A 25,878-nucleotide genomic window follows, 5' to 3' on the forward strand; every position below is an offset into this window, starting at 1 on the left:
AAGGGGGTTGTGTCTATATGGATAACATCCACAGCGTCAAAATGTTCAGCTTTAAACGCTACATATAGGCGTGAGCGTGAATGAATTATATAGTATTTTGAGCACCTTTTATTCAGAGAATAAACCGTACATTTATAACCTGGAGACCGCTATATGGAATACAAGGATCATGGAGAGCTAAAAACCCTCCTGTTGGTGGACGATGATACAGATGACCAGGAGCTTTTCAAACTGGCGCTGGCGGAACTGAATCATCCTGTAAAATGCCTCACAGCCGGCAACGGTCAGGAGGCATTGGACAATCTTTGTACCCGCGCTTACAAACCCGACCTTATTTTTCTGGACCTGAATATGCCATTGATGAATGGGATTGTTTTCCTGGAGCGGATCAAGGATATTGAACACCTGAAAGATATCCCGGTGATTATTTACAGCACCAGTGATGAACCCCGGGAAATATCCACCGCCCGTTCCATGGGCGCCGTGGATTATATCACCAAACCAGCACGGTTTGACGACCTGTGTAAGTTATTGCAGATCGTGTTAGCCAGAGGTACTTCTTCTTTACATTAACCCTCTTCTGTCCGGCGGGCGAAAGCCACCCGGTAAAATTCATACCCTTTTTCTTTTTCCCTTCCATTCAGATAAAGCGCCCGGTATTCATCGGCCCCGAGGTCTTTTGTGAGGGTGAACCCGAAACGCTGCAGGTAAGCGGCCAATGCGGACGGTTCAAAACCGAAAGTCCATTTCTCTTCCAGGTTAGCAACGTCTTTCAGTAGTTTTTCAGCGCCTGTAAAAGTCGCCGGATTGTCCAGCACTTCCTGGTGCACATAGGTGAAGATGACATGAGATCCTGGCGGGAACCGTTGCAGAAAGGCAAAAGTACTGTCAATAGCTTCCGTGGTGAGGTAGTTGGTCACTCCTTCCCAGATGATGGCAGTGGGCACCGTAAAATCGAATTGATGCTGCGCCCCCAGCTGGTCAAGGCTCTGCCGGTTGAAATCTATCTGGTAGTAGCGGATATGCCTGGGAATATGTTGCCTGCTGAGCCTTGACAGCTTGTATTTGGCCGTATTGGGATGGTCTATTTCGATGACTGGCATACCATGCAGAAACGGCAGCCGGAGGCCCCTGGTATCGAAGCCGGCCCCCAGGATCATGACCTGCCGGACTCCTTTACGGACGGCTTCCTCCAGTAACTCATCTATTAACCGGGTGCGGGCTATGCCGGAGGTATAAGCGCCAGGAATTTTTTTGCGGATAATATTTTCAACTACCTTACGAAAAACGCGCAGATGGCTCAACCATGCGGCCACCTTCAAACCGGGTGACAAAAAGAGGTGTGCATATTTATCCCTGAATACTCTTTTTTTTTCTGAACGGGTGGTTTCCATAGCACGGAATAGTGCCATATACTGCGCGGTTTTACTCGAGGCAGATTCCTTCATGGTTGTGTCTTTTTTGGAGAAAGACAATTTACATAATCAGGATGAAATTATCAATATTTCGCTGTCGTGTAATTGTAAGGAATATAGTTTTCCCAGTACCACGGCGTATATACGTCTCCGATAGCCGTCTCCAGCAAAGCTTTAAAGATGTCTTCCCCGTTATCGCTGTTTGTCATGATCGCAACCGCCATCTGTTTTTCCGGGAAGGCGATGGTATAGTGCCCCCAGCCTTCGCTGTGACCTTCTTTAAAGAAAGCCGTGCCGACAGGTGTTTTCAGCAGGCCAACGCCCAGTCCGTAAAAAATATTGGTGGTGGCAGGTGTTTTGTCATACACCCAGGCTTCAGGGCCGAACTGTTTTTTTGAGAGGATGGGTATCTGTGCCTGTAGCATCGCTGCGGCGCTTTTACGGCTAAGGCCTTCACCGGTGAGCATGGCCGTCAGAAACCGGTCCCAGTCGGTGATAGTGGTATAAAGGGAACCGGCGGCGTGCGCGCGGGTCCTGGCATCAAATTCATAGGCATGCTGCGCTGTATCATGCCCCAGGCAGTGGCGCGTATCGAATGCTTTCTGCCAGATATAGCTGCTGTGGCTCATTCCCAGCGGTTTGAATACCTGTTCCTGCGCGATGGTTTCATAGTCCTTGCCGGTGATTTGTTCCAATACAAACTGCAACAGGTAGATGCCTTCACCGGAATAACCGTACAAAGTACCGGGACCGGATTTGATCTTCAGTTTTCCGTCTTCTTCAAACCCGCGGTAGTTGGGGAGTCCGGTAGTGTGGTCGAGGCACATGCGGGCCGTTATTTTTTCATAACGATGATCTTCCCGGATATCCTGGTACCCTCTCGTTTTTTTATCGAACACATAATCCGGTAAGGATTTGGGAAGATATCTCACCAAAGGTGTGTCCAGATCAATGACGTGCTGGTCCACCAGTTTCATCACACAGTAGGCAAATACCGCCTTGCTGTAGGAGCAGGCCCAGAAGATGGTGCCGGTGTCCATTGGAGCTTTTGTTGTTTTGTCTGCGAAGCCAAAGGCGCGTACATAAACAGGTTTATTGCGGTTAAAAACGGCTATCGTCATGCCGGTTACACGCGCGGTGTCCATGAGCTGTTGTATGCGAGCTGTCAACGCCTGCGGCGCAATGGTCGTGTTGTCAAGTCGTTTGATGGACTGCGCGAGGCAGGTTGCTGCAAGGAAACAGGTGAGTAACAGGGATGATATTGTTTTCATCGGGCGTAAATTTTCTACCAGGGAAAACAAAAACATGCCAGATAGCCGGATTATTGGTTTTCAGCAGGATAGGCGTCATTGGCGATCCATGGATGTTCGGAAATGGCCGTTCGTGTACGGATATAAAACATATTCCCTCAAAAAACGGCCCGGGGAAACTTGTAATTCATATTTTTTTGCGATTATTGCAATAAAATGCATATTTTTAGAAAATAATCTAAATCGCCCTGCGAAAATGAGCCACTCTTTAAATATTGACAAATTAGATTTACAGATCATTTCAGAAATGTCAACAGATGCCGGTATTTCATATGCCGAATTGGGTAAAAAGCTGTTTGTATCAGGCGGTACTATCCATGTGCGCATTAAGAAGTTGCACGAAATGGGCGTGATCAAAGGTACCCGGTTGCAGGTGAACCTTCGGGCGATCGGTTACGATGTATTGGCTTTCATTGGTATTTATCTGGAAAAAAGTTCCCTGTATGAGAATGTGGCCAGGCAGTTGCTGAAGATACCGCAGATTGTGCGGTTAAACTATACAACGGGCGCTTACAGCATGTTTGCAGAGATCATCTGCCGTGACAGTGCGGAGCTGCGTAAGATATTACAGGATGATTTGCAGCATATCAAAGGCATCGAGCGTACAGAAACGATTATTTCGCTGGAAGAAAGTTTCTCGCGGCCTGTCAATGTGAGTGAAATAAGTTAACGATCATAGCAGTGAATGAAGGCCTTACCGCCTTCATTCTTTTTTTTCGACCTCCTTCTTCTCCCTGATAACCCTTTTGTTCCATCCGGAAATTTTGTTGTTTAATATTTTTTGCTATTTTTGTACCAAATAGTACAATTTAAATCATGGCAGGAAGAAACCGCATATTTGACGAGCAGGAAGTGATCCGCAAAGCAATGGCCGTCTTCTGGGAACGGGGCTACGAGGCTACGTCCACCGAAGATTTGCTGACAGCCATGGGAATCGGGAAAGGCAGTTTTTATAACGCGTTCCCTGGCGGTAAACAGGAAATTTTTGAAAAGACGATGGAGCAGTTCAGCACACGGGCTTTTACAGACCTGCAAGCTGCCGTTGCCACAGGCGATGATCCGGTGACTGCTGTACTGGATTTCTTCCGGCATATTGCGCAGGAAAGTCGCGCGGTGCATATGAAAGGCTGCTTTATGGGCAACACCATCGCGGAGCTGTCACACACAGAACCGGCACTGGAACGCAAGGCCGTACACCGCCTCCAGGAAATGGAACAGCTGTTCACCGCCGTGATGGAGCAAGGACAGAAAAGCGGCCGGCTAAAAACCAAAACGCCGGCGCCTGTACTGGCCAGGCACCTGGTGAACCTGTGGAACGGACTGAATATCACCCGGCGGATGTATCCTCATGCCGATGGACTCTCCGCGTTGATTGAACTCAACCTCTCCCCTGTCTTCTGACATTTTTTTTATCAATTTTGTACCAAATAGTACAATTTAAAAAACATATATGAGCGCAACATCTTACCGCACCGTCACTATCAACGATCTGGACATTTTTTACCGCGAGGCAGGCAACCCGAACGCCCCGGTAGTACTGCTATTGCACGGTTTCCCGTCTTCCTCCCACATGTACCGCCACCTGATACCGGCGCTGGCGGAAGACTATCACGTAATAGCGCCCGACTATCCTGGTTTTGGCTACAGCAGCAAGCCGGCGACGGACGTATTCACCTACACCTTTGACAACGTGGCTGCCGTCATGGAACAGTTTATCATACAGCTGGGCATCACCAGGTTCCATTTGTACATGCAGGATTATGGCGGCCCTGTAGGCTTTCGCATTATTGCCCGTCACCCTGAATGGGTGGCCTCCCTGCTGGTCCAAAACGCCAACGCCTATACGGAGGGGCTGGGACCACTCGTCCAGGAGATAGGCCGCTTACAGGAAGCCGGTGATCCGGTAGCGCTGGCCGCAGCGGTGGACCGCATGCTGAGCATTGAAGGAATGCGCACGGACAACCTGGTAGGCGCTGCTGACCCGTCCCGCATTTCACCGGACAGCTGGACTTTTGACGCTGCTGTGATCGACAAGCCCATACAGCGGGTATTGTTTGCCAACTACGGCACCAACTTTACGCTGTACCCGGCGTGGCAGGCATGGTTACGCCAGCATCAGCCACGCACCCTGATCACATGGGGCAAAAATGACAATATCTTCCCGGGAGAAGGCGCTGTCGCTTACCTCCGGGACCTGCCGGACGCAGAACTGCACTTGTTTGAAGGGGGGCACTTTTTACTGGAGGAATACTGCGACGAAGTGGCCGCACTGATCAAAACATTTCTGAAGAAAGGGGAACAATCATAAGAGAATAAAAAGGCCGGTCGGCATACCTCCTGGCATGCCGACCCTGCTGTTCTATTCCTGCGCAAGCTTACGGGCATCGCGGGTACCGGCGTACAGTTCGTATTCCAGGAGCCGGCAATCGAGCGTACTGTTATAAAACTCTATCCTGCGTTTGGCTTTAAGGCCAATCTTCTTGGCCAGGTCCAGGTTGCCGGTGAAGATGTAACCGGTGTAACCACCACAACGCTGTTTCATAAAATCACCGATACGGCCATAGGTTTCTTCCAGCGCCGTGATTTCTCCCAGACGCAGGCCGTATTCGGGGTTCATATATACTATCCCACCTCCTTCTTCAGGCACCGGTGTGGCGGCAAAATCGCAGACAGAGAACGTGATCATATCCGCTACGCCCGCTGCGCGCGCGTTTTTCCGGGCATTCTCCACGGCCAGCGGGCTTAGGTCCGTTGCAATGATCTTCAGTTCCGGTACGTCTACGATCTGGCTTTCCAGGATACCCCGTTCCTCCAGATATATCTTTTCATCATATCCCAGCAGGTGCATAAAAGCATAGTTGTTGCGGAACAGGCCAGGACGGCTGTTAGTGGCTATCAGTGCCGCTTCAATGGCAACGGTGCCGGAGCCGCACATCGGGTTGATAAACGGTGAACGGCGGTCCCAGCGCGTAGCCAGAATAGTGGCTGCTGCCAGTCCTTCCAGCATCGGTGCTTTTCCGGGTATTTTGCGGTAGCCGTGACGGCCCAGTGAATCGCCGGAGGTATCAATAAATATTTCCGCATGTTCATTTTTCCAGAACAGGTGGACCACAGCACCATTCAGCTCAGCCCCCGTGGACGGGCGTTGGCCGGTTTTTTCGCGCATACGGTCTATCACAGCATCTTTCACCCGCAGGTTGGCAAACATGCTGTTATTGATGGTCTCATTCTGTACATTACTGGTAATGGAGAAGTATCCGTCGGCCGGGAGCAAGGTTTCCCAGGGATACGATTTCAGCTCCCTGTATATATCGTCGGCATTAAAGGCTTCGAACTGTTGGAGACTGTATAATACCTGGCTGGCGCAGCGCAGTTGGAGGTTTAAGCGGATACATTCATTGACGGAGGCTAACAGGCGTACGCCCGTTACAAAAGTTTCTTCAACGGTAAAACCCAGTTCTTTTATTTCCTGTTCGAGGTAAGGAGTCAACCGTTTGTGACAGGTGACGGTTACCGGTGCTTTCTTTGTATATAAAGACATCATCCGGCAAATGTAAACATTTGGTTATTTAGAAATTTTGGTATTTGGATATTTTGTTATTGAGTTGCCGGGAAAGTGTCTCTGTGAAGGAACGCTGTCAGTGACTTAATAACAAAATATCCAAATTCCTAAATCTCGTTATCTGCTGTGAGGATGATAGGCGCACCATCTGTGATAACGATGGTATGTTCGTGCTGGGCTACAAATCCGCCTTTGTTGCCGATAAGCGTCCAGCCGTCATTGGCCTGGTTGGCGTAGTTGGAGTGGGTAGAAATAAAAGTTTCCACGGCCACAACGCTGTTTTTACGGAAGCGTTCCTTATTGCGTTTTTCGTAGCAGTTGAGAATATCTTCCGGCGCTTCGTGCAGGCCTCTGCCTACACCGTGACCGGCCAGGTTACGGATGACGGTAAAACCGGCTTTCGCTGCTTCCTTTTCTATCAGCTTTCCGATGTCAGCGATTTTTACGCCGCCACGGATCTGGCCAAGCGCTTTATACAGGATGTTGCGGGAAGCGTTGACCAGTGGCAGGTGCCGGTGCAGGTCATTGCCCAATACAAATGAGCCGCCGTTGTCTGCCCAGAAACCATCCAGTTCCGCAGATACGTCGATGTTCACCAGATCACCTTCCTGCAGGATCTTTGTAGCATGGGGAATACCATGGGCTATTTCGTTGTTGATGCTGATGCACGTCCACCCGGGAAAACCGTAGGTAAGTTTGGGGGCGGATTTAGCACCATACCGTTGCAGTACTTCTCCTCCGAATTCGTCTACTTCCTTTGCGGACATACCCGGTTTGGCGTAGTTGCGCATCTCCTTCAACGTAACGGCCACTACTTCACTGATCCTTTTCATTCCTTGTAATTCCGCTTCTGATGTAATTGACATAGCTGCTGTTTTTGTTCATAATAAAGGTAGCAAAAGCATTGCAAACCATCAAAAGTGGCGACTGGCGCCGCCACTTTTAAAACTCAATATACTTCGCCGGTACGTTGTCTGTCAGCCATACGTTGTTGGCCGACCGGAAAAAGGTGATGCCGTCCCGGTACATGCGGCCACTGTGGACGGTGAGTATCACTGGTTGGCCTCTGCGTGCGCCTACGGCGGTGGCGGTATCTCTTTGTTCGGAAAGGTGTACATGGTGCCGGCTCATTTTGCGCAGTCCCTCCTGCCGGATTGCCTGCATAAATTTTCCTACAGTGCCGTGGTACAGGTATTCCGGTGGTGTAGCCGTTTCGAGGTCCAGCGACACATCAATAGAATGCCCCTGGTTGGCCCGGATGCGCGTGTGGTCTTCATTGATCGCGAAACGTTGTTTTTCACATTCCGCTACCACTGCCAGCAGCTCTTCCATGCTGAACCGCTGGCCTTTACGGGCGGCTTTGCCCATTAGTTCCTGTACATCGGCCCAACCCTGATCATCCAGTTGCAGACCGATAATTTCCGGGCTATGCCGCAGTACAAGGCTCATGAATTTGCTGATATTTTTTCTTCTTTTCTGGTCCATTATGATAATAGTTTGTCCCTGACCGCCATGAGCGCATAACCCAGCAGGTTCTGGCCTTTCCAGCGCAGGGGGTTCTCCACATGTTCGTGATCGGACTTCATACCGATGCCCCATATGGAATCGACCGGACTGGCTTCTACCAGGACGCGGTCTTTCGTGTTTAATAAAAATGTTTTTAAGTCCGGATGCTGGGAAAACTTCAACAGGTTACCAGCGATCACGATAGCAGATTTGTTTTCATCCCACAACACAGGATCGAATGATTGTACCAGTCGGCCGAGTTTCTTGGCTTCAGCAGGCGTTTTTGCTTTCAGGATGCGCTGCAGGGTCGCCTCGTCGTTGAACAGGCGCGCTTTCCCGGCCATCATCCAGTGTTCTGCGGTAGGATAAGTGATACTGTTTTCCCGGAAGGGTGCTACCCACCACTGGCTTAAACAACTCTGCGTAACCGTACCATTGGGTGATTCCTGATGTCCCCAGAAAAACAGGTACTTGATTTTATCTTTACGCTGATACTTTTCGATCAGCCACTGATTATTATAAGACATGCTTAATTAATTAGTTAGTTTGTTTTTAAAAGTACGGACCGTGTCCTGACCGGCCGTATTATCATATACCGCAAATACCACTTTAGCGAAACGATGGCGGAATGTGTCACAGTTCAGCAGGGAGGCAAACCATCCGGCCACATCTTCTTTATTGTTACGGAATACGCCGCAGCCCCAGGCACCGAGTACCAGGGTGGTCTGTTGCTGTGCCACGGCTACAGACAACAGTTTCTCCATTCTGGCCAACATGACCGGTTTGATGCGGTTGATATTTTCCGGCTCATTGTCGTTCACTGCTCCTGCATTTACGGCAGGCGCCGTGATAACTGATACCGTATAATAGTCTTCCAGCAGCTGACCGGCATCGTTGCGGAATACCGGCACCAATGGAGAATATATCATATGGTCCGTATAAAGACAGCTGCCGTTGTTCCTGTTGATCTGATACATTTCGGGCTGCTGCTGCAGGCAGGTGTACAGGCCGCTGGCCCTGGCCAGTGCCTCTTCCTGTGCATGGGCGCCTTTAAGGAAACCACCACCCGGATTTTTAGCAGAAGCAAAGTTCAGGCAGCAAACATTCGCCTGCTTCTCTTCTACTACCAACCGATAGGCGGCCGCATAAGTGCTTTCACCTGTTACTTCAATACGGCCTTCGTGCTGAACAGGCTGTTGGTCGCGCTGAAGATAAACCGTTTCAAAGTCATCAGGTCGGTATAATACAGTGTTGCTGGCGGCATCTTGCAGGGCGGGCTGAATGTTTACTGTTTTTCCGCGGGGATTAACATAACTGCCACTGGTCAGGATGTCCAGTGTTTCCCAGGCAATCTTTGCCCTTGTTTCTTTTTTCATGTTGTCATCAATTATACATCAGGTGATTGAAAGCGCATCAAATGGGGTACTGCTTCCTATGCTGATATTTGTTTACGTCATTATGACGCAAAGTAAAACAAATTTATTTTAACGGGCAACATTTTTTTCTTTTCAGGATGGTCTGGATACAGAAAGCCCCGGCCAGACCGAGCTGGGGGCTGAAATATGCGTATAGTCTTTGACGTTGCCAAACTATTTACCGGATGGTGCCGAGAGATTGCAGGTATAGCCCGTACCTACAGGCGTTTGCGCCTCTTGTTGACGAAGCAGCGAATCTATTTGGCTTTATATCCGGCGATTCCCGTGTTTGTGTAAGAACTTCCGAGCCGCGTGGTATCCGTCCATTCCCCGCTTTTCATTACTGCTGGCAGCCCATCCGGACACTGCGGAGCAGTTAATGTCAGGGTTTTAATTCACTGGTTATATGGTCTGGTGTACTGACCGCTGGTGTAACCACAGAAAAAAATATTTGGAATTAAGTTGCACACAATTTAATTTTACACTGCTAAAATTCAAATTATGACAATCACAGAAACAATTTATACCGCGCAAGCCACCGCCACAGGCGGCAGAAGCGGCCATGTCCGCACATCTGACGGCGTACTGGACCTTGAAGTAAGAATGCCGACCTCCATGGGTGGCCAGGGCGGCGCACATACCAACCCCGAACAACTGTTTGCCGCCGGTTACGCCGCCTGTTTTGACGGGGCGCTTAACCTGGTGATCCGGACACAGCGGGTACAGACCGGTACCACCAGCGTTACCGCAGAAGTTAGCCTGGGCAAGAACAATGCGGGCGGTTATGGGTTATCTGTAAAGCTGCGGGTACATGTTCCGGACACCGACCTGCAGTTGGCCCGGGAGCTGGTGGAAAAAGCGCACCAGGTATGTCCTTATTCACTGGCTACACAGGGTAATATTTCCGTTGACCTTGAAGTGATTTAAACTGTTTCTTATGAAAGTATTAATTGTGCTTACCTCCCATGATGAATTGGGAAACACCGGTCAGAAGACTGGTTTCTGGATAGAAGAATTTGCAGCACCGTACTATGCGCTGGCAGATGCAGGCGCGGAAGTCACCATCGCGTCGCCGAAGGGCGGGCAGCCTCCCATTGATCCGAAAAGCGAGCTTCCGGATTTTCAGACGCCCGCCACACAGCGGTTCAATGAAGACCAGGCCCTGCAAAACAAACTGGCGCATACCGCGAAGCTCAATGAGGTAGCCGCCGACGATTACGACGCAGTATTTTATCCAGGCGGCCACGGGCCGCTGTGGGACCTCGCCAACGACCCTGTGTCTATCGCACTGATTGAGACATTTTACAAGCAGAACAAGCCGGTGGCCTTCGTTTGTCATGCACCGGGCGTGCTAAACAAAGTCAAAGCCCCTAACGGTGAGCCGCTGGTAAAAGGTAAAGAGGTAACAGGGTTCAGCAATACCGAAGAAGATGCCGTGCAGCTGACCAAGATCGTTCCTTTTCTTGTGGAAGAGGAGCTGAAAAAGAATGGCGGCATTTACAGCAAGGAAAAGGACTGGCATCCCTATGCGCTGCGGGACGGCCTGCTGATCACCGGCCAGAACCCGGCGTCCTCCGAAGAAGTAGCCCGTATTTTACTGGAAACATTAGCGTAGTTTTGTGTTGTTAAATTGCGAACATTGAAACAGCTCAAATTCTCCAATCAACTTTGTTTTCCGATATACGCATTATCGCGACTGATCACCTCCCATTATCAGCCATTCCTGGGTGAGCTGGACCTTACGTATCCGCAATACCTGGTGATGTTGCTGCTATGGGAGCATCAGTCCATGAATGTAAAAACACTTGGAGAAACGCTGATGCTGGATTCCGGCACGTTAACCCCGTTACTGAAACGGCTGGAAGCCAAGAAGCTGATCAGGCGTGTACGCAGCAAAGAAGACGAGCGTGTAGTAAATATCCAGCTGACGCCACAGGGCGCTGCGCTGGAGCAACGGGCGGCCGAAACGCCGCTCCGCCTGGCCGAGAGCCTGGGCATCACCGCTACCGAAATGCAGGATATCAAAGATGCGATCACACCATTGCTGTACCGGCTTAAACCGGCATTGAAAGGATAGTCAGTTGTATCATTTCCCTCTCTCCCGAACGTTCATCAATATTCTCTTTCTTCTCTTCGAAAAATGATTATTTTAGTGTAAAATGCAATCGTTTGCATAAAACCACGATTATGATGAACTACCCTACCGGAGAAGCCTCCGGCCTGAGTCGCCGTGCCTGGCTTCAAAAAATTTCCATGCCTGCCCTGGCAACTGCCGGCGCCTGCGCCCTTCCCTCCATGGTCCTTGGGGCATCAGCACCGGCGAAAGAAAATCAGCCTGGCATCTACGATATCAGGCGGTATGGCGCCCGTGGCGATGGTCAGACCAATGACACCGCAGCTATTCAACGTGCCGTTGACGAATGCCATCAACAGCGGGGCGGTACGGTACTGGTACCTGTGGGTGATTATCTGTGCGGCACCCTGGAACTTAAAAGTAATGTAACGCTGCATCTGGCCGTTGGCGGGCGTATCCTGGGAAGTCCCCGCAGGGAAGACTATCAGGCGCCAGCCGCCATACCGCCCGGCAACGGCAATGTTGTATTCCTCTTTGCCGCCAATGCCGAAAACGTGTGTATAGAAGGCAGCGGCACTATTGATGGAGACGGCATTCACTTCAACAATGGCAGAGGAGATGGTACCGGTCCGGGCGGGCAGAAAGGCGGAAATTTTGACCGGCCGCACCTGGTGATTTTTTATCACTGCCGCCACATAGGCATAAAAGATGCATTCTTCACCCGTAGCGCCTATCACTGCTTCCGCATCCTGGAATGCCGGGAAGTGAACATCCGCGGTGTTCGTATATACAACCGCGTTAACCGTAACAATGACGGGTTCCATTTTAACAGCAGTCAACATATCCATATCTCAGACTGTGACGTGGCCTGCCAGGATGATGGCTGCGCACTCTTTGGCAGCAACCAGTTTGTCACCATCACCAACTGCACGTTCAGCACCCGATGGTCGGTCTTCCGCTTTGGCAGTGGCGAAGCAAAAAACATCACGGTATCCAATTGTATTATTTACGATACCTATGGATGCCCCATCAAGATTGGCGCAAGCAAATCAAAAATAGAGAACCTGCTTTTCAGCAACATTGTAATGGAGAATGTCACCGGACCTATAGGCATCGGTTTTAATGCAGGCAACTACAACGATACGTTTGTCCGTAACATTTCGTTCAACAACATCCGGGCATCGCTGGTCACTAAACCGGTGAACCATCCGGATATTCCATTTGATGTAAAACCTTTTGAAGGAGAGCAATACAGCTGTATCACCCTTAACGGCGTGGGCAACAGCTATCTGGAAAACATCAGTTTTACCGACGTACAGATAACCGCCGCCGGTGGAGGCACGGCTGCCATGGCGGCCAAGGAGGTACCGGCCGTTTCCGTTGAATACTTCGGGGTATGGGGCAGCGCTCCCGCCGGCGCCAGCGCCTATGGGCTGTATGCGCGCAATGTAAAGGGGCTCACGTTGCAAAATGTACGGCTTACTTACCGGGAAGCGGACCTGCGTCCTGCCCTGGTATTGGATAACGTTTCCGACGCAGCCGTCCACGCGTTGAGCATACAGGGACATCCTGATGCGACCGCGCTGCGGTTCATTAACAGCCGGGATGTATTGTGCACAGCCACCAGGTTGTTGTCTGCCTCCCGTACATTTTTACAGGTTGAAGGAGATCGGAGTGACAACATTATCATAGAGGGTGGCGATCATCGTAAAGCGCAGCAAGCATTACAGGGCAGCCTGTCAGCAGTGCAAATAAAATAACACAGGGTGCTGACATTTATCATAATATTTTTACGTATTTTGTTGTTATTAGAAATGCGTAAATCCTATTTGTCCACCTAACGCTTCCAATGAACAGATGCAACAGAAACAAGTTCCGTTGTCTGCTGCCGACGCTCAACTGCTGAAAGAACTGGAGATTATCCCTGGCACGTATGAAAAAACTGTCTGTAGCGGGCACCTGGTGAGGCTGGAACTCGCCGAAAACCATACCCTTCGTTATTATTTTGAAGACGGCCAATTCGTACAGGCCTTCCCGTTGTTGTGCATGCAGGGCACTGCTGCCTTACCGCAGTTGACGCAGGCAGCCGGACTGGTACATCAGCCGGTGCGGCTGGAAACTGTGCGTTGCGGTGCGGATACCTGGCTGCTGCCCGATGTGTTGTACGAAGCGCATCCGGAAGTATCACAGGAACAGCCGATACTGACGGCCGCCCGCTCCTCTTTGCTGAAAGACACCTGCCTTGTAGCGCTGGTCTTCGCCATTATTCTCTCCGTCCTCTTTTATGTGATCGGCATGCCAGAGCATTTCAGCACGCCCGCTGTACTGCTGGGATGGACGCCGCCTGCCCTCGTAGTCGGCGCCGGCTTATGTTTTATGATCAGGAGATACCGGCATTACCTTAAAAGCATTACCCACAGGGCCACTATCCGGGGCGTTGTAACAGAGCGGCTGCAGGGCGTGATTAACGGCCAGGACTACACGTGGTACCGAATCGGCGCACAGGCATTTTACAGTATGCAGACTTTGCCTGCCACGCCCGGACAATCCTTGCAGGTAACGATCGTCACTGCGAAAGACGGCTCCCGGTCATTCCGCTTCCATACCCAGCAAGATTCTGTGGCGATTTAAAAGCGACTGCTTATTTTCGCGGTATGATTAATGCGATCGATCAATCCGGCATATTGGCAATTTCCACGCGCCTGCAGCGCCTGGGCGAGTTGCTGCGCAAAGACGGCCAGCAGATCTATAAAGCCCATGGCATCGACTTTGAACCTAAATGGTTTCCCGTGGTATACAGCCTGCATGCCAATGAAGTACTGAGTGTGGTGGAAATTGCGCATGAAATAGGCTATAGTCATCCCTCTACCATCAGCCTGCTGAAAGAACTGGAAGCCAAAAAGCTGGTGCGGTCCAGGAAAGACAAGACCGACACCCGCAAACGCCTGATCAGCCTTACCGAAAAAGGCCAGCAGCTGGTGACTGAGATGAAGCCTGTCTGGGACCTGATCACCGCAGCCCTTACCGATCTGACCAATACCTCCAATAATATCATGGATGCCGTCAATGAAGTGGAAGCCCGTTTCCGGGAGAAAAGCTTTTTCGAACGGGCGGAGGACATTCGTCGCCGCAGGTCCCAGGGCTGAAGCCCTGGGCTACGATGTGTTTGTGTTTTTATGATAATGCCTTTCCATGAAGCCCAGACTGCGATGTGTTTATGTTTGTGTGATGAACCCTTATGATAATGCCTTTCCATGAAGCCCGGCTGCAATGTGTTTATGTTTGTATGATGAACCCTTCCCCTGACGCCCACTGCCCTTCTCCAACCCTGCTTAATACTGTATATGCTGCTTCAAAATGCTTTGCCATGGCTTTTTTATATTTTTTTTCATTTATGTAGTCAACTACATATCTTTGTGAAAAAAATAATCACATGGCAATTTCCTACAGACCGATTGGCAATGATTATTCGGAAGAGGTAATCAATCTGATCCTGCCGATACAGCAACAGGAGTTCAACGTACAGACCAACCTGTCGCAGCAGCAGGACCTGCTGGACATTGAGCAGTATTACCATCAGACCGGTGGTGGCTTCTGGGGAGCTTTTGACGGCGACAGGCTGGTAGGTACCATCGCGCTGATCGCTTATGCGCCTGACGGCGGTGCCCTACGCAAAATGTTTGTCCGCAAGGAATACAGAGGCCGGGAGCATGGCATTGCCACCGCATTGCTGGACACTTTGCTCAGTTACGCCGCCACCCGCGGCATCCGGGACATTTACCTGGGCACGGTGAACTTCCTTCATGCAGCCCGTCGCTTTTATGAGAAAAAAGGATTTGACCAGGTGACGATTGACCAGTTACCTGCCGCTTTCCCCAGAATGATGGTAGACGACGTCTTTTACCACTACCACCATTAAATTTTTCAGCAGCAGACAAGGGGCCATTGTTTTGTCTGCTGCTTCTTTCCGGCAAATAGCGGAAAAAAATCCCCAAACGTATAACGTTGCCCGTTACCCTTCCCCCTGCTCCAATGCCCGTTTTCACCCGCCTGAGACGCTATCGGCCTGAAAATATGTACATTAAGTTGTGACCGGAATAACAAAAAAGACCGTTTTTTGTAATATTATTGGGCTCAGATTTAGTTTCATGTAGTTAAAAATCGGCAAATGGATTCCAGCAACGGACAACCAGAAAAACCATTCATATCACCCGGAATTGATCGCTTTTTCATCAGCGTACATACCACCTTTCTTTTCGTAGCCCGGTTTTTCCGGGAACTTTTCAGGTTCCCCTTTGAAACCCGGGAATTTATACGGCAATGTTACATGGTTGGCTATAAATCGCTGGCGCTCATTAGCTTAACAGGCTTTATTACCGGGTTGGTATTTACCAAACAATCAAGGCCATCCTTGTCTGAATTTGGCGCCACCTCCTGGCTTCCGTCACTGATAGCGATTGCCGTGATCAGGGCACTGGCCCCGCTGGTGACTGCATTGATATGTGCGGGCAAGGTAGGTTCCAGTATTGGCGCGGAATTAGGGTCTATGCGGGTAACAGAACAGATAGATGCCATGGAAGTATCCGCCATCAATCCGTTCAAGTACCTGGTAGTGACACGCGTACTGGCCACTACTGTATGCTTGCCGATCCTGATGGCCTACACCGCCCTGGTAGGTCTGATGGGTTCTTATCTTGATGTCCATGTAAACGAACAGACCAGCATCACCTTCTTTTTTCTGAAGGCCTTTAGTGACATCACCTTCCTGGACCTGTTCGCTTCCACCTTTAAAGCCATGGCCTACGGTTTTACGATTGGCATTGTAAGCTGTTACCAGGGATACAACGCCTCTCAGGGCACACAGGGCGTAGGTAAAGCCGCCAACACTTCGGTGGTGATTTCCATGTTCCTGATATTTATAGAAGAAGTAATCATTGTTCAGGTAGTAAATTCAATCAGGTAGGATGAAACAACGTAACCCGGAAATAGACATGAACGACGTCGTGATTTCGATCAGGGACCTTTACAAGTCCTTCGGTTCAAATCATGTGTTGCGGGGTATCAATTTAGACGTTCACAAAGGAGAGAATGTGGTCGTGCTCGGACGGTCCGGCACCGGTAAGTCAGTCCTGATCAAAATCATCGTAGGCTTGCTGTATCCTGACTCCGGAACTGTCAACGTGCTGGGAAAAGACGTCAGCGCGCTCACTGAAGCTGACCTGCGCGAACTACGGATGCAGGTTGGTTTTTCTTTTCAGAGCGCAGCCCTCTATGATAGTATGACCGTTGGTGAAAACCTGGCCTTTCCGCTGCGCCGTAACAACAAACAAATCAGCAACGATCAGGTACGCCGTATGGTAGACATTGTACTGGACGCCGTGGGACTGTCACAAGCTATCAACCAGTTGCCGGCAGAACTGTCCGGAGGCCAGCGTAAACGCATCGGCATTGCGCGGACACTCATCCTGAAACCACAGATCATGCTGTATGATGAGCCTACCGCCGGCCTGGACCCTATCACCTGCATAGAAATCAATAACCTCATCAACGAAGTACAACGCCGGTTCAATACCAGCTCCATTATCATTACCCATGACCTGACCTGCGCCAAGGAAACAGGCGACAGCATTGCGGTAATGCAGGAAGGACAGTTTGTGGCACAGGGTTCCTTCGATGACGTATTCCGGAAAGAAAATGATCTCATCCAAAGTTTTTATCAATACAATTTCATACAGTAAGCTATGATTAAAGAAAGCAACAAACGAACAGTAACAGTAGGTATCTTCATTTTTGTTGGACTGGTCATTTTTACTGTAGGGATACTCTTCCTCGGCGGACAACGCAAGGCTTTTGTATCCTCTATCCGTGTTAAAGCCATGTTTCATGATATCAATGGCCTCGCCCCCGGCAACAATGTCTGGTATTCCGGCGTGAAAGTAGGGACGGTTAAAAAGATCACGTTTGTACAACACAACGTGATTGAAGTGGTCATGAACATAGAAAGAAGCTCCCGTCAGTTTATCCATAAAGACGTGAAGGCCAAAGTTGGCTCCGATGGCCTTGTAGGCAACAAGATCGTGGTCCTGTCCGGCGGCACCGAAACCATGCCGGCCATAGACAATAACGATGTGATCGTAGCTGAAGCAGCCTTAAGCCCGGACAATATCATGGCTACCCTGCAGGTCAACAATGAAAACCTGGTGGAAATCACCGGTAACCTGAAAAGCATCACCAAACATATTGCAGAAGGACAAGGTACCATCGGCAAACTGGTGAAAGATGATTCTGTATACAACAATGTACAGGCAACGCTGAGCAACCTGAAAACCACCGCGGCCAATACCCAGCGGCTGACAGACAGGCTGGCTGATTATGCCGCCAAGTTACAGTCCAAAGGCTCGCTGACCAATAACCTGATTACCGACACAGTGGTGTTCAGCAGGCTGCGTTCTACCGTGACCGAAATGGAGGCCGCCGCCCAGAAAGCCAACGGCATGGTGGCCGACCTGAAAAAAGCCAGCGAATCTGTCAGCGAAAATCTGACCAGCGACCAGTCACCCGCCGGCGTACTGTTACACGACCAGGAATCAGCTGCTGCCCTGAAGAAAATCATTACTAACCTGGAATCCAGTTCATCCAAACTGGACCAGAACATGGAAGCGTTGAAACACAACTTCCTGTTAAGAGGATATTTCAGAAAACAGGCCAAGCGCGAGAAAAAAGAGCAGGCCGAAAAAGAGAAAGCATTAAACCAGGTGCAGGGCCAATAAGCCCCTGCACCTGATTCGTTTTATTATTTTGCCATTGGGCTATTTTTCTTCCACAGTTTTAAGTAGCGGAGAATTAAACATGCTTACCGGAGAGATGATCTGTTCCGTCATCGGGATATTGTTACCGTAGATCTGTTTCATCTGCTCCTTTACCGCCGGGCTATTCAGGTCAAAGTCTTTCAGCTGCTCCAGCTTGCCCAGTTCCAGGCCAGTTGACTCCTTATAAATCTTCCAGACCAGTTCAGAACAATAGATCCGTTCATCCGACCAGCCGAAATAAAAATCGTAGTTCTTCCCGTTGTATTTTTTACCTGCGTCCACCATCTTCTGCACGGTCGTTTGGGTGATAACGCTGTCTGCATTTTTCAGCCGCTTGATAACATAATGTCCTTTGCGCCCCCGGTTAATCCATGCCTGCAGCGGTGTATAGCGCACTGGTTGCAGCGCTTCATAGACATATAGCTCCCCGTCTTTCGGAAGAATAATGCCGCAATGGCTGTACTTCGAATGTGTAGCCAGTTTAATGGCCGTACTCAGATCGGACATGGATTCCTGGAAGATCACGTCTCCAGCCTTCGCGGCCGGCGGTTGTTGAACAGGTTTCTTTACCGGCATTCCGGTGAGATACAGCGCACCGCCAATAAGCGCCGCCAGTGGCAATGAGGAGAACAATGCTATTTTTTTAAAGCTGGACATATGTTTGGGATTAATGGTAATCGTTTATTTTGTAATGATAAAACTTTTATAGCAATAACAGCCGTTGTATTTTTAGCACATGAAAGCAAAGAAGCGCTGGCTGTATTTTGTACTGATCATGTTGAACATACCCCTTGGATTAGCCACCAGATGGGCCCCACAGTACTTCCCTACCCTTGTCCGCATTTATGGCGGTGATGTTTTTTCCGCCACCTGCATTTTTTTCGGTATCCGTTTTTTGTATCCGCTGAAATCTGTTGCGAAAGTTTCCGTGATCAGTTTTCTGGTATGTATTGCTATTGAAGTGCAGCAGTTGTACCAGGCAGAATGGGCCGTGAAGCTGCGTAATACGCCGCTGGGTATTTTACTGGGGCATGGCTTTTTGTGGAGCGATTGCGTATGTTATGCTGTAGGAACGGCGATAGCAGCAGGAGTAGCGCTTTTGCTGGAACGCCTTCCCTATTTTCGGATTTCCTGATCTACGATTTTTTGATGTTGTTTGATAATAAACGGGAAGAGCGAAGCGGATAATTACCCGCATCGCTCTTCCCGTTTATTCGCTCTGCTGATTTACGAAATCGAAAAATTTCTAAACAGCTAATTTGATCACTACTTTCTTCACAGCTGCAGGCTGGTCGATCCGGAGATTGGGCATATGCAGGTCTGTGGGAAAGAAGATAGCAAAGTGTTGTTGATCGAGGCGGGTGAAGAAAGCCGGCTTTTCCCCGAACAGCATGTAATCTTCTGTTTCGCTGTATGCTTTGGAAGGTGTTTGTTGTTGCAGGAAATCATGGCCGATCAGTTCAGCGCCTTTCACGATATATTGTATATCGATGTATTTTTTATGCGCTTCCATTTGTTCACCTGACGGGTCTACGGTATCATATTCATTCACAATGGCGAAGAGATTGGTACCGTCTATTTCATATTTTCCTTTTTCCAGTGCATGGAAATCTGTTTGTGCGAGGTATTCAAAAGCCTTGACAAATCCGGGGCCCAGGCAATGATAGCGATGGGCATTGGTGATGGTGTCGAGAATCATGTGCTGATAAATAAAGATAGATGAGCCGTAAAGATATTTAAAAACACGAAAGTGTTTATACGATCGTTACTTTGATGCCCATATCTTCCATGGCTTTTACGAGGTGTGGGGAGATGCCGGTGTCGGTGATCACTTCGTCCACGTCTTCCAGGCCACAGATGCGGCCAAAACCTCTCTTCCCGAACTTGGTGGAGTCTGCCAGCACAATGATTTTCTGTACCGTAGCGATCATCTTCTGATTGAGATGCGCTTCCATGATATTGGAAGTGGTAAGGCCAAATTCCAGGTCAATACCGTCTACCCCCAGGAACAGTTTACTACAGGAGAAGTCTTCCAGTATTTTTTCCGCATACGGGCCTGTCACCGAGGATGAGCTGGTACGGAGCTGGCCGCCGAGTTGTATCACTTCCACATCGGGGATGCGGATCAGTTCCAGCGCTACGTTCAGCGCGCCGGTGATCACTGTCAGATGTCCTTTGGGATGGATATTTTTAGCCAGCGCCAGCACGGAGGTGCCCGATGCGATGATGATTGCGTCGTTGGGTGCTATGAGCGCCGCTGCCGCCAGGCCGATATTGTTTTTCTCTTCGCTGCGCAACTTCTCCTTTTCATTCACCGGTTTATCATTGGTGTAAGGATTATTGATGGAGGCGCCTCCATGCGAGCGGAACAGCAGTGCTTTATCTTCCAGCAGTTTCAGGTCTTTACGTATAGTCACGCCCGATACATCGAGCTCTTTGCAGAGGTCGACCACATTTACGTATCCTTTTTCTGCCAGTTTATCCAGTATAAACTTGTGGCGTTCAGCTATATTGATCATAGACATATCACATAAAAATAACGTATTAAAACCTATTGGCAAGTTTTTTCGCGCGCAAAGCATTCAAAGAGAGCGAAAAAGCAAGGCCGCCATTTTCGATCTATTTTCTATTATTACATTTTTATCCAGTGAAAGTTTCATTTGGAAGAAACTGAAAAGTCCGCCATTGCTCACAGCCATTTTCCCTTTCATCCAAAAAATATTTCACTTTCTCGTTTATTTTTCTATTTTACTTTCGAATTGTTTTATTTTCTTTTATTTTACACTCAAATATAACAATTTGAAAGTAATTAAAAGGAACATCGTAATTATATGAACAGACCGGAATCAATCAAAAGCCTGCGACCCATGTCTGCCCGTACCTGGGACATGATCATTATAGGAGGAGGAGCCACAGGCCTGGGGATAGCCATGGACGCCGCTTCCAGGGGGTATAAAACCCTGCTGCTGGAACAGGCGGACTTTGCCAAAGGAACATCCAGTCGCGCTACCAAACTGGTACACGGTGGCGTGAGATACCTGGCGCAAGGCGACGTGGCACTGGTGAGGGAAGCATTATATGAAAGAGGGTTATTGCTCCACAACGCCCCTCACCTGGCACATAACCAGCAGTTTATCATTCCTCATTACTCCTGGTGGCAGGGCCCTTTTTATACTATCGGTATGAAAGTATATGACCTGCTCTCCGGCCGGTTAAGCCTGGGCAAGTCCAAACACATTGGTAAAAACGAAGTCACTCAGCGGTTGCCCAATATACAGGCCGAAGGTCTCAAAGGCGGCATCGTATATCACGACGGTCAGTTTGACGATGCCCGTCTTGCTGTGAACATTGCACAGACGGCCGCAGAAAACGGCGCGGTGCTGCTCAATTACTGTAAGGTTGACGGCCTGCTGAAAGAGAACGGTAAAGTCAGCGGTGTGACCGCTACCGACCTGGAAAGCGGCGAGTCCTTCCACCTGGCTGCCCGCACCGTCATTAACGCCACGGGCGTATTTGTGGATGAGATCCTGCAACTGGACAATCCCGGTGCCCGTCCGATGGTACGTCCCAGCCAGGGCGTACACTTGGTGCTAGACTCGTCTTTTTTGCAAAGCAGCAGCGCCATCATGATACCCAAAACATCCGACGGCCGTGTACTCTTTGCCGTGCCCTGGCACAACAAAGTATTGCTGGGCACCACCGATACGCCTTTGGAATCACACAGCATGGAGCCGGTAGCCCTGGAACAGGAAATAGATTTCATTCTCGCCACTGCTGCGCAATACCTCACGCGCACGCCTACACGTGCCGATGTACTCAGTGTATTCGCGGGCTTGCGCCCACTGGCAGCGCCACAGAAAGATACCAACAGCACCAAGGAAATTTCCCGCAGCCACAAAATCATTGTAGCGCCCTCCGGACTGATCACCATCACCGGCGGCAAATGGACCACCTTCCGCAAAATGGCTGAAGACACCGTGGATGAAGCTATCCGTCAGGGTAACATCACACCGGCCAAATGCAATACCAAAACATTACGTATACACGGATACCAGAAACAGCCCATGGCACAGGTCCCGCTGGACGTATACGGCAGCGATGCCGCACAGCTACAGGCACTGGCGGCCATGCGCCCGGAATTCGCCCAAACACTCCACCCCCGGCTGCCCTATATCAAAGCACAGGTGATATGGGCCGTGAGACAGGAAATGGCACGCACCGTAGAAGACACCCTCGCCAGGAGGACAAGGGCGCTGTTCCTCGATGCACAGGCAGCCATCGACATGGCGCCGGAAGTGGCCGCACTGATGGCCGCAGAACTGGGCAAAGACGAGGCATGGCAACAACAACAGGTAAAAGCCTTTGCCGCCGTGGCACAAAACTATTTGCTGAAAAATGTCCGTACACGCGAACAATTGCCTGTCGGCGCTTAAGGCCCGGTAACAGACATTCCACTATAGCCAACTATATTATCCACGCAGAAAAAGAAAAACATGACCAAATACGTAATGGCGCTGGACCAGGGTACCACCAGCTCACGAGCCATCATCTTTGACAAAACAGGAGCCATTATTTCTGTAGCACAGAAAGAATTCACGCAGCTGTTTCCCGCACCGGGATGGGTAGAACACGACCCCGCTGAAATATGGAGCAGCCAGATAGGCGTAGCCACCGAAGCAATGGCCAAAGTTGGCCTCGAAGGTGGCAACATCGCCGCCATCGGTATTACCAACCAGCGGGAGACCACCATTGTATGGGACCGTGAGACCGGCAAACCGGTACACAACGCCATCGTATGGCAGGACCGTCGTACCGCTGCTTTTTGCGACAGCCTGAAAGCCGACGGCAAAGAAGAACTGATCAGGACCAAAACCGGTCTGGTGATAGATGCCTATTTCTCCGGCACCAAAGTAAAATGGATACTGGACAACGTAAGTGGCGCCCGTGAAAGAGCCGCCCAGGGCAAACTGGCTTTCGGCACCGTCGACGCCTGGCTTGTGTGGAACCTCACCCATGGCGCCGTACATGCCACCGATATCACCAACGCCTCCCGTACCATGTTGTTCAACATCCACACGCAAACATGGGACGAAGAACTGCTGGCACTGCTGGACATTCCCGCCTCCATGCTGCCTGAAGTAAAAGAATCAAGTGAAGTATGCGGCCTCACCGCTCCGGGTGTTTTCGCTGAACAGATACCTATCTCCGGTATCGCTGGCGATCAGCATGCCGCCTTGTTCGGCCAGATGTGCACCGAGCCGGGCATGGTTAAAAACACCTATGGCACCGGCTGTTTTATGCTGATGAACATCGGCCCGAAACCTATTCTCAGCAAAAACAACCTGCTGACCACCGTTGCCTGGAAAGTGAATGGAGAAACACACTATGCCCTCGAAGGCAGCATCTTCATCGCCGGCGCCATCGTGCAATGGCTGCGCGACGGCCTGGGCATCATCCGCTCCTCTTCCGAAGTAGAGGCGCTGGCAGCTAAAGCCGCACAGAACGACGGCGTATACCTGGTGCCGGCCTTCGCCGGACTGGGAGCCCCTTACTGGGACCAGCATGCCCGTGGCACGCTCGTAGGCATGACCCGCGGCACCAACGCCTCACATATCGCCCGTGCCGCGCTTGAGAGCATCGCCTACCAGACCATGGACGTGCTCAAAGCCATGGAAGCCGATGCCGGTATCAGCATACAAGAATTGCGCGTAGATGGCGGCGCCACCGGCAACAACCTGCTCATGCAGTTCCAGGCCGATATCCTGCAGGCGAAAGTAGTACGCCCGGGCATCACCGAAACCACCGCCCTGGGAGCCGCCTACCTAGCTGGACTGGCCACCGGTTACTGGCAAAACCTGGAAGACATCCGCAGCCAGTGGCAGATGGAAAAAACCTTTGCACCTGACCCGCAGCAACAACAGCGCGAAACATGGATCAACGGCTGGCATAAAGCCGTAGATGCAGCCAGGCACTGGGCACAACAATAATATCAACCAAATATAAAACCAACAAATCACCAATCTCTATGTCTCCGATTTTAGCAGAATTTATAGGCACTGCATTACTGCTCCTGCTGGGCAACGGCGTAGTAGCCAATGTGGTGCTCAACAAAACCAAGGGCAACAGCGGCGGATGGATCGTTATCACCACCGGCTGGGCGCTGGCCGTATATGTAGGTGTAGTGGTGGCCGGCCCATACAGCGGCGCACATCTCAATCCCGCTGTGACCGTAGCGCTGGCCGCCGCAGGCAAATTCAACTGGGCTGACGTGCCCATGTTTGTTGTAGCACAACTGGCAGGCGCCATGCTGGGCACTTCCCTGGTCTGGTACAACTACAAAGACCACCTGGACGCCACGCCCGACAACGGCCTGCAACGCGCCTGCTTCTGCACGGAGCCGGCTATACGTAAACCGCTGCGCAACTTTATCTGCGAAGTGACCGGTACGTTCGTACTGCTCTTTACCATCTTCTACTTTACCGGTGCAGAACTAGGCAGCGATAAAACGCCAGTGGGACTGGGTTCCCTGGGCGCCGTACCTGTAGCTTTCCTGGTGTGGGGCATCGGCCTTTCCCTTGGCGGCACCACCGGTTACGCTATCAACCCGGCCAGAGACCTGGGCCCCCGTATCATGCACGCCATCCTGCCGATGAACGGCAAAGGCCATAGTGACTGGGGTTATGCCTGGATACCGGTTGCCGGTCCGCTGGCAGGCGGCGTGCTCGCCGCAGCCCTGTACCTGCTGCTGAAATAAAAAATTCGTTTAGTAACCATAATGCATATGCGAACGCACGTTTGAAAAAATGAATACAACCTGTAACAATTCATCAACAATGAAAAAACAAATGAATGTCCGGCTGATGGCCTGTGCCATGGCAGCTGCCGCCACTGTTTTTACAGCCTGTAAAACATCAAAGCCCGCCACCGCTTTACAGCACAAAGACCTGCCTGCTTTCTTTAAAGTAGGTCACCGCGGTACCCGGGGACTGATGCCGGAAAACACCATCCCGGCCATGTACAAAGGCATCGAGACGGGCGCCAACACCATCGAATTCGATGTACACATCACCAAAGACGGCCAGGTGGTAGTATACCACGACGCCTCTTTCACCCCGTCTTACACCACCATGCCTGATGGCAAAGACATCGCAGCTGCAGAACGCAGCAAATACATTTTCTACCAGATGAACTACGCCGATGTCCGTCGTTTTATCATCGGTGAGAAACCGTATCCCGCTTTCCCCGAACAGGAACGCCTCCGCTCTTATGCGCCGCTGTTGGGTGAAATGATCGACTCCGTAGAGAACTATACCAACAAACACCACCTGCCTCCTGTTTACTACCTGCTGGAAGTAAAGTCTTCCGAAAAAACAGATGGCACCGAACAACCCTCTCCGGAAGAATACATGAAGATCATGATGGCCGTAAAACAACTGAAGCCATTGGGCAATCGCCTGCTGATCCAGTCCTTCGACATGCGCCCGCTGCAGGTGCTGCATAAAACGCATCCGCATATCAGACTGGGCTTCCTCACCGGCGACAAACACGTAACGTTTGAGCAGAACATGCAACAGCTAGGCTTTACACCCACCTTCTACAATCCGGCTTACCCGCTGGTGACACCGGAGCTGATCAAAAAATGTCATGACCAACATATGCTGATTGTTCCGTGGACAGTACAGGAACCGGCAGAAATGAAACAATTAAAAGCCATGGGCGTAGACGGTATCATTACAGATTATCCCAACAGGCTGGAAGAAGCGATCAAATAATATCAACCAAAAAAA

29 protein-coding genes are annotated in these 25,878 nt (G+C 50.4%); 19 read left to right on the forward strand and 10 right to left on the reverse strand.

The features are described from left to right. Positions 1-153 precede the first annotated feature (153 nt). Positions 154-573: a response regulator gene (locus ACTJJS_RS27120; RefSeq protein ID WP_168874150.1), complete on the forward strand. Its 420-nt coding sequence runs from the start codon at positions 154-156 to the stop codon at positions 571-573. Here the strand turns inward: ACTJJS_RS27120 and ACTJJS_RS27125 are convergent. Both ACTJJS_RS27125 and ACTJJS_RS27130 read right to left on the reverse strand, forming a co-directional pair. Continuing rightward, entirely contained in the window at positions 570-1,448 is an 879-nt protein-coding gene (locus ACTJJS_RS27125) for a class I SAM-dependent methyltransferase (RefSeq protein ID WP_440666553.1), read from the reverse strand. The genes ACTJJS_RS27120 and ACTJJS_RS27125 overlap by 4 nt on opposite strands. Before the next feature lie 50 nt (positions 1,449-1,498). Then, positions 1,499-2,686: a serine hydrolase domain-containing protein gene (locus ACTJJS_RS27130; protein WP_440666555.1), complete on the reverse strand. Its 1,188-nt coding sequence runs from the start codon at positions 2,684-2,686 to the stop codon at positions 1,499-1,501. A gap of 235 nt (positions 2,687-2,921) precedes the next feature. Here ACTJJS_RS27130 and ACTJJS_RS27135 point away from each other — a divergent pair, with 235 nt between their 5' ends. The 3 genes from ACTJJS_RS27135 to ACTJJS_RS27145 all read left to right on the forward strand — a co-directional run bounded on the left by ACTJJS_RS27135 (position 2,922) and on the right by ACTJJS_RS27145 (position 5,033). Beyond that, on the forward strand, positions 2,922-3,395 hold the full coding sequence (locus ACTJJS_RS27135) for an Lrp/AsnC ligand binding domain-containing protein (protein WP_078672604.1): 474 nt from the start codon (positions 2,922-2,924) through the stop codon (positions 3,393-3,395). Positions 3,396-3,541: 146 nt separating this feature from the next. Further along, positions 3,542-4,126 carry a TetR/AcrR family transcriptional regulator gene (locus ACTJJS_RS27140; protein ID WP_440666557.1) on the forward strand — a complete coding sequence of 195 codons (585 nt, stop codon included), beginning with the start codon at positions 3,542-3,544 and terminating at the stop codon, positions 4,124-4,126. A gap of 49 nt (positions 4,127-4,175) precedes the next feature. Further along, positions 4,176-5,033 (forward strand): alpha/beta fold hydrolase, encoded by an 858-nt coding sequence (locus ACTJJS_RS27145; RefSeq protein ID WP_440666559.1) that lies wholly within the window; start codon positions 4,176-4,178, stop codon positions 5,031-5,033. A gap of 51 nt (positions 5,034-5,084) precedes the next feature. Here the strand turns inward: ACTJJS_RS27145 and ACTJJS_RS27150 are convergent, their stop codons facing one another. The 5 genes from ACTJJS_RS27150 to ACTJJS_RS27170 form a co-directional block, all read right to left on the reverse strand. After that, on the reverse strand, positions 5,085-6,269 hold the full coding sequence (locus tag ACTJJS_RS27150; protein WP_440666560.1) for a THUMP domain-containing class I SAM-dependent RNA methyltransferase: 1,185 nt from the start codon (positions 6,267-6,269) through the stop codon (positions 5,085-5,087). A gap of 125 nt (positions 6,270-6,394) precedes the next feature. Next, a complete protein-coding gene (gene map / locus ACTJJS_RS27155) occupies positions 6,395-7,153 on the reverse strand; it encodes a type I methionyl aminopeptidase (protein WP_168874156.1) in 759 nt (252 codons plus the stop codon). A gap of 76 nt (positions 7,154-7,229) precedes the next feature. Then, positions 7,230-7,772 (reverse strand): RNA 2'-phosphotransferase, encoded by a 543-nt coding sequence (locus ACTJJS_RS27160; protein WP_440666563.1) that lies wholly within the window; start codon positions 7,770-7,772, stop codon positions 7,230-7,232. Then, a complete protein-coding gene (locus tag ACTJJS_RS27165; RefSeq protein WP_440666564.1) occupies positions 7,772-8,320 on the reverse strand; it encodes an NADAR family protein in 549 nt (182 codons plus the stop codon). Before ACTJJS_RS27165 ends, ACTJJS_RS27160 begins: the two co-directional genes overlap by 1 nt. Positions 8,321-8,326: 6 nt before the next feature. Beyond that, entirely contained in the window at positions 8,327-9,169 is an 843-nt protein-coding gene (locus ACTJJS_RS27170) for a TIGR02452 family protein (protein WP_440666566.1), read from the reverse strand. A gap of 540 nt (positions 9,170-9,709) precedes the next feature. Here ACTJJS_RS27170 and ACTJJS_RS27175 point away from each other — a divergent pair. From ACTJJS_RS27175 to ACTJJS_RS27220, 10 genes are all read left to right on the forward strand, one after another. Then, positions 9,710-10,135, forward strand: coding sequence for an organic hydroperoxide resistance protein (locus tag ACTJJS_RS27175; RefSeq protein ID WP_440666567.1), 426 nt, complete (start codon positions 9,710-9,712; stop codon positions 10,133-10,135). Between the two features lie 10 nt (positions 10,136-10,145). Then, entirely contained in the window at positions 10,146-10,823 is a 678-nt protein-coding gene (locus tag ACTJJS_RS27180) for a type 1 glutamine amidotransferase domain-containing protein (RefSeq protein ID WP_168874161.1), read from the forward strand. A 24-nt stretch (positions 10,824-10,847) separates the two neighbouring features. Then, complete coding sequence (locus ACTJJS_RS27185; RefSeq protein WP_440666570.1) at positions 10,848-11,285, forward strand: MarR family winged helix-turn-helix transcriptional regulator; 438 nt, start codon at positions 10,848-10,850, stop codon at positions 11,283-11,285. A gap of 110 nt (positions 11,286-11,395) precedes the next feature. Next, positions 11,396-13,042, forward strand: a complete 1,647-nt coding sequence (locus ACTJJS_RS27190; RefSeq protein ID WP_440666571.1) for a glycoside hydrolase family 28 protein — start codon at positions 11,396-11,398, stop codon at positions 13,040-13,042. A gap of 97 nt (positions 13,043-13,139) precedes the next feature. Beyond that, complete coding sequence (locus tag ACTJJS_RS27195; RefSeq protein WP_440666572.1) at positions 13,140-13,913, forward strand: hypothetical protein; 774 nt, start codon at positions 13,140-13,142, stop codon at positions 13,911-13,913. Between the two features lie 23 nt (positions 13,914-13,936). After that, complete coding sequence (locus ACTJJS_RS27200; RefSeq protein WP_440666574.1) at positions 13,937-14,428, forward strand: MarR family winged helix-turn-helix transcriptional regulator; 492 nt, start codon at positions 13,937-13,939, stop codon at positions 14,426-14,428. A 287-nt stretch (positions 14,429-14,715) separates the two neighbouring features. Beyond that, the gene (locus ACTJJS_RS27205; RefSeq protein WP_440666576.1) at positions 14,716-15,201 is read left to right on the forward strand and encodes a GNAT family N-acetyltransferase; all 486 of its coding nucleotides are present in this window, start codon (positions 14,716-14,718) and stop codon (positions 15,199-15,201) included. A 249-nt stretch (positions 15,202-15,450) separates the two neighbouring features. Then, positions 15,451-16,245 (forward strand): MlaE family ABC transporter permease, encoded by a 795-nt coding sequence (locus ACTJJS_RS27210; RefSeq protein ID WP_168874167.1) that lies wholly within the window; start codon positions 15,451-15,453, stop codon positions 16,243-16,245. A gap of 1 nt (position 16,246) precedes the next feature. Continuing rightward, positions 16,247-17,020 (forward strand): ABC transporter ATP-binding protein, encoded by a 774-nt coding sequence (locus ACTJJS_RS27215; protein WP_247655064.1) that lies wholly within the window; start codon positions 16,247-16,249, stop codon positions 17,018-17,020. 3 nt (positions 17,021-17,023) lie between these two features. Then, the gene (locus ACTJJS_RS27220; protein ID WP_168874168.1) at positions 17,024-18,052 is read left to right on the forward strand and encodes an MlaD family protein; all 1,029 of its coding nucleotides are present in this window, start codon (positions 17,024-17,026) and stop codon (positions 18,050-18,052) included. A 39-nt stretch (positions 18,053-18,091) separates the two neighbouring features. Here the strand turns inward: ACTJJS_RS27220 and ACTJJS_RS27225 are convergent, their stop codons facing one another. Beyond that, complete coding sequence (locus tag ACTJJS_RS27225; RefSeq protein WP_440666579.1) at positions 18,092-18,748, reverse strand: YiiX family permuted papain-like enzyme; 657 nt, start codon at positions 18,746-18,748, stop codon at positions 18,092-18,094. A gap of 79 nt (positions 18,749-18,827) precedes the next feature. Between ACTJJS_RS27225 and ACTJJS_RS27230 the strand changes: the two genes are divergently transcribed. After that, positions 18,828-19,226: a DUF2809 domain-containing protein gene (locus ACTJJS_RS27230; RefSeq protein ID WP_168874170.1), complete on the forward strand. Its 399-nt coding sequence runs from the start codon at positions 18,828-18,830 to the stop codon at positions 19,224-19,226. 111 nt (positions 19,227-19,337) lie between these two features. On the opposite strand, the gene ACTJJS_RS27235 is transcribed toward ACTJJS_RS27230, so the two are convergent. Together ACTJJS_RS27235 and ACTJJS_RS27240 are read right to left on the reverse strand one after the other, a co-directional pair. Then, the gene (locus ACTJJS_RS27235; protein ID WP_440666580.1) at positions 19,338-19,790 is read right to left on the reverse strand and encodes a YhcH/YjgK/YiaL family protein; all 453 of its coding nucleotides are present in this window, start codon (positions 19,788-19,790) and stop codon (positions 19,338-19,340) included. Between the two features lie 55 nt (positions 19,791-19,845). Next, a complete protein-coding gene (locus ACTJJS_RS27240) occupies positions 19,846-20,616 on the reverse strand; it encodes a DeoR/GlpR family DNA-binding transcription regulator (protein WP_317166454.1) in 771 nt (256 codons plus the stop codon). 306 nt (positions 20,617-20,922) lie between these two features. Between ACTJJS_RS27240 and ACTJJS_RS27245 the strand changes: the two genes are divergently transcribed. The 4 genes from ACTJJS_RS27245 to ACTJJS_RS27260 all read left to right on the forward strand — a co-directional run bounded on the left by ACTJJS_RS27245 (position 20,923) and on the right by ACTJJS_RS27260 (position 25,863). Then, entirely contained in the window at positions 20,923-22,524 is a 1,602-nt protein-coding gene (locus tag ACTJJS_RS27245; RefSeq protein ID WP_440666581.1) for a glycerol-3-phosphate dehydrogenase/oxidase, read from the forward strand. Positions 22,525-22,584: 60 nt separating this feature from the next. After that, entirely contained in the window at positions 22,585-24,078 is a 1,494-nt protein-coding gene (gene glpK, locus ACTJJS_RS27250; protein ID WP_440666582.1) for a glycerol kinase GlpK, read from the forward strand. Between the two features lie 38 nt (positions 24,079-24,116). Next, complete coding sequence (locus ACTJJS_RS27255; protein ID WP_440666584.1) at positions 24,117-24,845, forward strand: MIP/aquaporin family protein; 729 nt, start codon at positions 24,117-24,119, stop codon at positions 24,843-24,845. A 79-nt stretch (positions 24,846-24,924) separates the two neighbouring features. Continuing rightward, positions 24,925-25,863, forward strand: coding sequence for a glycerophosphodiester phosphodiesterase family protein (locus tag ACTJJS_RS27260; protein ID WP_440666586.1), 939 nt, complete (start codon positions 24,925-24,927; stop codon positions 25,861-25,863). Positions 25,864-25,878: the final 15 nt, after the last annotated feature.

Origin of the sequence: Chitinophaga sp. 22308 (assembly GCF_052045305.1) — a bacterium.
In the GTDB taxonomy this organism is placed as follows: Bacteria; Bacteroidota; Bacteroidia; order Chitinophagales; family Chitinophagaceae; genus Chitinophaga; species Chitinophaga varians_A.

Excerpts from the sequence above, each read along its gene's own strand:
- ACTJJS_RS27230 (WP_168874170.1), top strand. The coding sequence starts at position 18,828 with ATGAAAGCAAAGAAGCGCTGGCTGTATTTTGTACTGATCATGTTGAAC.
- ACTJJS_RS27195 (WP_440666572.1), top strand. The coding sequence starts at position 13,140 with ATGCAACAGAAACAAGTTCCGTTGTCTGCTGCCGACGCTCAACTGCTG.
- ACTJJS_RS27135 (WP_078672604.1), top strand. The coding sequence starts at position 2,922 with ATGAGCCACTCTTTAAATATTGACAAATTAGATTTACAGATCATTTCA.
- ACTJJS_RS27175 (WP_440666567.1), top strand. The coding sequence starts at position 9,710 with ATGACAATCACAGAAACAATTTATACCGCGCAAGCCACCGCCACAGGC.
- ACTJJS_RS27150 (WP_440666560.1), bottom strand. The coding sequence starts at position 6,269 with ATGATGTCTTTATATACAAAGAAAGCACCGGTAACCGTCACCTGTCAC.
- ACTJJS_RS27235 (WP_440666580.1), bottom strand. The coding sequence starts at position 19,790 with ATGATTCTCGACACCATCACCAATGCCCATCGCTATCATTGCCTGGGC.
- glpK (WP_440666582.1), top strand. The coding sequence starts at position 22,585 with ATGACCAAATACGTAATGGCGCTGGACCAGGGTACCACCAGCTCACGA.
- map (WP_168874156.1), bottom strand. The coding sequence starts at position 7,153 with ATGTCAATTACATCAGAAGCGGAATTACAAGGAATGAAAAGGATCAGT.
- ACTJJS_RS27140 (WP_440666557.1), top strand. The coding sequence starts at position 3,542 with ATGGCAGGAAGAAACCGCATATTTGACGAGCAGGAAGTGATCCGCAAA.
- ACTJJS_RS27200 (WP_440666574.1), top strand. The coding sequence starts at position 13,937 with ATGATTAATGCGATCGATCAATCCGGCATATTGGCAATTTCCACGCGC.
- ACTJJS_RS27225 (WP_440666579.1), bottom strand. The coding sequence starts at position 18,748 with ATGTCCAGCTTTAAAAAAATAGCATTGTTCTCCTCATTGCCACTGGCG.
- ACTJJS_RS27180 (WP_168874161.1), top strand. The coding sequence starts at position 10,146 with ATGAAAGTATTAATTGTGCTTACCTCCCATGATGAATTGGGAAACACC.
- ACTJJS_RS27205 (WP_440666576.1), top strand. The coding sequence starts at position 14,716 with ATGGCAATTTCCTACAGACCGATTGGCAATGATTATTCGGAAGAGGTA.
- ACTJJS_RS27145 (WP_440666559.1), top strand. The coding sequence starts at position 4,176 with ATGAGCGCAACATCTTACCGCACCGTCACTATCAACGATCTGGACATT.
- ACTJJS_RS27190 (WP_440666571.1), top strand. The coding sequence starts at position 11,396 with ATGATGAACTACCCTACCGGAGAAGCCTCCGGCCTGAGTCGCCGTGCC.
- ACTJJS_RS27160 (WP_440666563.1), bottom strand. The coding sequence starts at position 7,772 with ATGGACCAGAAAAGAAGAAAAAATATCAGCAAATTCATGAGCCTTGTA.
- ACTJJS_RS27210 (WP_168874167.1), top strand. The coding sequence starts at position 15,451 with ATGGATTCCAGCAACGGACAACCAGAAAAACCATTCATATCACCCGGA.
- ACTJJS_RS27220 (WP_168874168.1), top strand. The coding sequence starts at position 17,024 with ATGATTAAAGAAAGCAACAAACGAACAGTAACAGTAGGTATCTTCATT.
- ACTJJS_RS27245 (WP_440666581.1), top strand. The coding sequence starts at position 20,923 with ATGAACAGACCGGAATCAATCAAAAGCCTGCGACCCATGTCTGCCCGT.
- ACTJJS_RS27260 (WP_440666586.1), top strand. The coding sequence starts at position 24,925 with ATGAAAAAACAAATGAATGTCCGGCTGATGGCCTGTGCCATGGCAGCT.
- ACTJJS_RS27255 (WP_440666584.1), top strand. The coding sequence starts at position 24,117 with ATGTCTCCGATTTTAGCAGAATTTATAGGCACTGCATTACTGCTCCTG.
- ACTJJS_RS27125 (WP_440666553.1), bottom strand. The coding sequence starts at position 1,448 with ATGAAGGAATCTGCCTCGAGTAAAACCGCGCAGTATATGGCACTATTC.
- ACTJJS_RS27215 (WP_247655064.1), top strand. The coding sequence starts at position 16,247 with ATGAAACAACGTAACCCGGAAATAGACATGAACGACGTCGTGATTTCG.
- ACTJJS_RS27130 (WP_440666555.1), bottom strand. The coding sequence starts at position 2,686 with ATGAAAACAATATCATCCCTGTTACTCACCTGTTTCCTTGCAGCAACC.
- ACTJJS_RS27170 (WP_440666566.1), bottom strand. The coding sequence starts at position 9,169 with ATGAAAAAAGAAACAAGGGCAAAGATTGCCTGGGAAACACTGGACATC.
- ACTJJS_RS27120 (WP_168874150.1), top strand. The coding sequence starts at position 154 with ATGGAATACAAGGATCATGGAGAGCTAAAAACCCTCCTGTTGGTGGAC.
- ACTJJS_RS27240 (WP_317166454.1), bottom strand. The coding sequence starts at position 20,616 with ATGTCTATGATCAATATAGCTGAACGCCACAAGTTTATACTGGATAAA.
- ACTJJS_RS27165 (WP_440666564.1), bottom strand. The coding sequence starts at position 8,320 with ATGTCTTATAATAATCAGTGGCTGATCGAAAAGTATCAGCGTAAAGAT.